Below are 2870 nucleotides of genomic sequence, written 5' to 3' on the forward strand. Positions count from 1 at the left end.
GCGACGGCGGGGACCGGCTCAGCGAGGACGAACTGGTCTCCCTTGCGGTGCTCCTTCTCGTAGCCGGGCACGAGACCACCACCAACCTGATCGGCCGAGCCGACGCGTGCCGCGGGTTTCGCGGATGCCGCTCTGCCTCACGTGCATGGTGTTCCTCTCGACTACGGCTCGACCGCGGCTCGGCTGCGGCGAGTGGCGTCCCGGCGACCCGCTCTGCTGCGGCCCGCTCTGCCGGTGTCCGGATGCTGTTCCAGGCCGATCCTGGAAATGTCGCAAGTGACACCATGAAGGCGGATCCATGGACGAAACGCAATCCGAGGGAGAAAAAGGGCGTTCCGGCGCGCGGCGGACGGACGGCGGCACGCCGCGCGGTCCCGTGCTGCGCCGCCCCACGGCGCGGGCGGCGCGGACGGTCCAGGACGCGCGCGAATGGGCCGGCTGGCTCATCGCGGCCGCCGGTGCCGCCCTTTGCGTACTCGGCTGGTACGGGGTCTCCGGCGAGAGCTTCGCCGAGCAGCAGATCCCGTACCTGGCCTCGTCCACCATTCCCGGCGCGGCGCTGATCGTGTCGGGCGTCGTCCTCGTCGCGCTGCGCTCGTCCGACCGCACCCGCGGTCCGACGGGGCCGCCCGGGGAGGGCGACCTGACGAGCCGGCGCGTCGAGCGGCTGTACGCGCTGCTGGTCGAGCCCGACGAGGACGGGACCGCTGAGAACGGAGCCGGCGAAAGCGCGACGGACCGGACCGCGGCGGCCGGGACCGGGGCGGACGCCGGAGCGGCGGGCGCCTCCGGCCGGCTCGCCGTCCCCGGGGGGACCCTCTACCACCGGCCGGACTGCCCGCTGGTGGCCGGCAAACCCGACGCCCGGCCGGTGGACGACGCCGCCGTCCGGGCGCGCGGGCTCACCCCCTGCCGGCTCTGCGAACCCGGGCCACCGACCGCACCCGCCGACACCGAAGGAGCCACCAGAGCCGAGAGACCCACCGACACCGAAGGACCCGACACCCCGCCCACCCGTCCGGGCGACACCGCCCCGCCGACCGGCTGAGGCGGCGGTCCCCGTGCCGGACGCCGCCGCCCTCGACTCCCTCGGCCTCACCGTCGACCTCGCGCTGGCCGGCCTCACCGTGGGCAGCGCAGCCGCGCTCAGCGGCATCGGCCTGGTGGTCTGCCACCGTGCCACCGGCGTGCTCAACCTCGCCCAGGGAGCGCAGGCGATGCTGGTCGCCTACCTGCTGCGCGACCTGGTCGTGGTGCGGAACTGGCCGGTCTGGCCGGCCCTCGCGTGCTGCCTGCTGCTGGTCGCGCCCGCGCTCGGAGTGGTACTGGACGTCCTGGTGTACCGGCCGTTGCAGCGGCGCGGCGCCGGGCCGGCCGAGACGATGGTGGCCGGCATCGGCGTGTTCGTGCTGCTCATCGGGGTGGTGGTGCTGGTGTGGGGCAGCGCCCCGCTGAGCGGCGCGCCCTCCCCGTTCGGCGGCAACCCGATCGGGCTGCCCGGCGGGCACAGCCTGCGCCCGGACACCGTCGCGCAGCTCGCCGCCATCCTGGTGCTCGCGCTGACGGTGGCCGCCGTCACCCGTTTCACCCGGTTCGGCCTCCAGGTGCGCGCCGTCGTGGACGACCGGCGGCTCGCCCGGCTGGCCGGCGTGGACGCCGACCGGGTGTCCGCAGCGGGCTGGGCGTTCGGCTCGTTCACGGCCGGCCTGGTCGGCGTCGCCCTCGCCCCGTACCTGCTGCTCGACCCGTACGGGCTGCCGCTGCTCGTGATGGAGACGATGGCGGTCGCCGTCGCGGCGCGGCTGCGCAGCATCCCGGTGGCGGTGGCGGTCGGCCTCGGCCTCGGGATCGCACAGGCCGAGATGACCCGGCTGCGCCCGTCCGGCCAGCTGCTGCCGCTGGTGCAGGCGCTGCAGGCCAACCTGTTCGTGGTGGCGCTGCTGGCCACCGCACTGCTGGCCGGTTCCCGGATCGCCGGCGAGCCGCGCGACCGCACGCCGCTGGCCGCCCGTCGGACGACCGGCGGCGGGCGCGCGGCCCGGACCGTCTGCCTGGTGCTGCTCCTGCTGCCGCTCGGCTTCCGCGGGAACGACCTGCGCAGCGCCCTGCTGGTGCCGGCGCTGGCGCTGATCCTGCTCTCCGTCGTGGTGGTGACCGGCTACGGCGGGCAGATCTCGCTCGGCCAGGCCGGATACGCGGGGCTGGGCGCGCTCGGGACGGCGCTGCTGATGTCGGGGCGGATCCCCGGCGTACCGCCGCTGCCCGCCGCGCCCGCGCTGCTGTTCGCGGTGCTGGCGACCGCGCCGCTCGGGCTGCTCACCGGCTGGCCGGCGATCCGGCGGCGCGGGCTGGCGCTGGCTCTGGTCACCTTCGCGGTCGGGACGGCGATGAGCCGCTTCGTCTTCCAGCAGCCGTACGCGAACACCGGGCTGACCCTGGACCGGCCGGACTTCCTCTCCGGTGACCGGGCCTTCTACCTGGCCGAACTGCTGCTGCTCGGGCTGGGCCTGGTGGTGGTGCACGGGCTGCACCGGGGGCGGCTCGGCCGGGCGCTGACCGCGATGCGCGACCACGAGCCGGGCGCGGTCGCGGCGGGGGTGGACGTACCGGGGCTGAAGCTGTTCGCCTTCGTGGTGGGCGCGGCGCTGGCCGCGCTCGGCGGCGGGCTGACGGGCATGGCCGGGCGCGCCTTCGACGCGGCCTCGTTCGACCCGGTGCGCGGGCTGCTCTGGTTCGCGGCGGTGGTGGTGGCCGGCGCGGACAGCGCGCTCGGGGCGGTCCTGGCGGCCGCCCTGCTGATCGGGCTGGACGCCGGCACGGTGGCCGGGGTGTCGGCGGTCGCGGTCGGCCTCCTGGCGGCGGCGATCGGC

1 protein-coding gene and 1 pseudogene are annotated in these 2870 nt (G+C 76.2%); both read left to right on the forward strand.

Annotation, left to right across the window (positions count from 1 at the left end; all coding sequences use genetic code 11):
* Positions 1 to 445 precede the first annotated feature (445 nt).
* Positions 446 to 886, forward strand: a pseudogene (locus tag ABZ885_RS38585) (hypothetical protein); the annotation flags it as partial.
* 175 nt (positions 887 to 1061) lie between these two features.
* Positions 1062 to 2870, forward strand: a 1809-nt coding sequence (locus ABZ885_RS38590; protein ID WP_360199481.1) for an ABC transporter permease, incomplete at its 3' end; no start/stop codon positions are given.

Origin of the sequence: Kitasatospora sp. NPDC047058, assembly GCF_040643935.1 — a bacterium.
In the GTDB taxonomy this organism is placed as follows: Bacteria; Actinomycetota; Actinomycetes; order Streptomycetales; family Streptomycetaceae; genus Kitasatospora.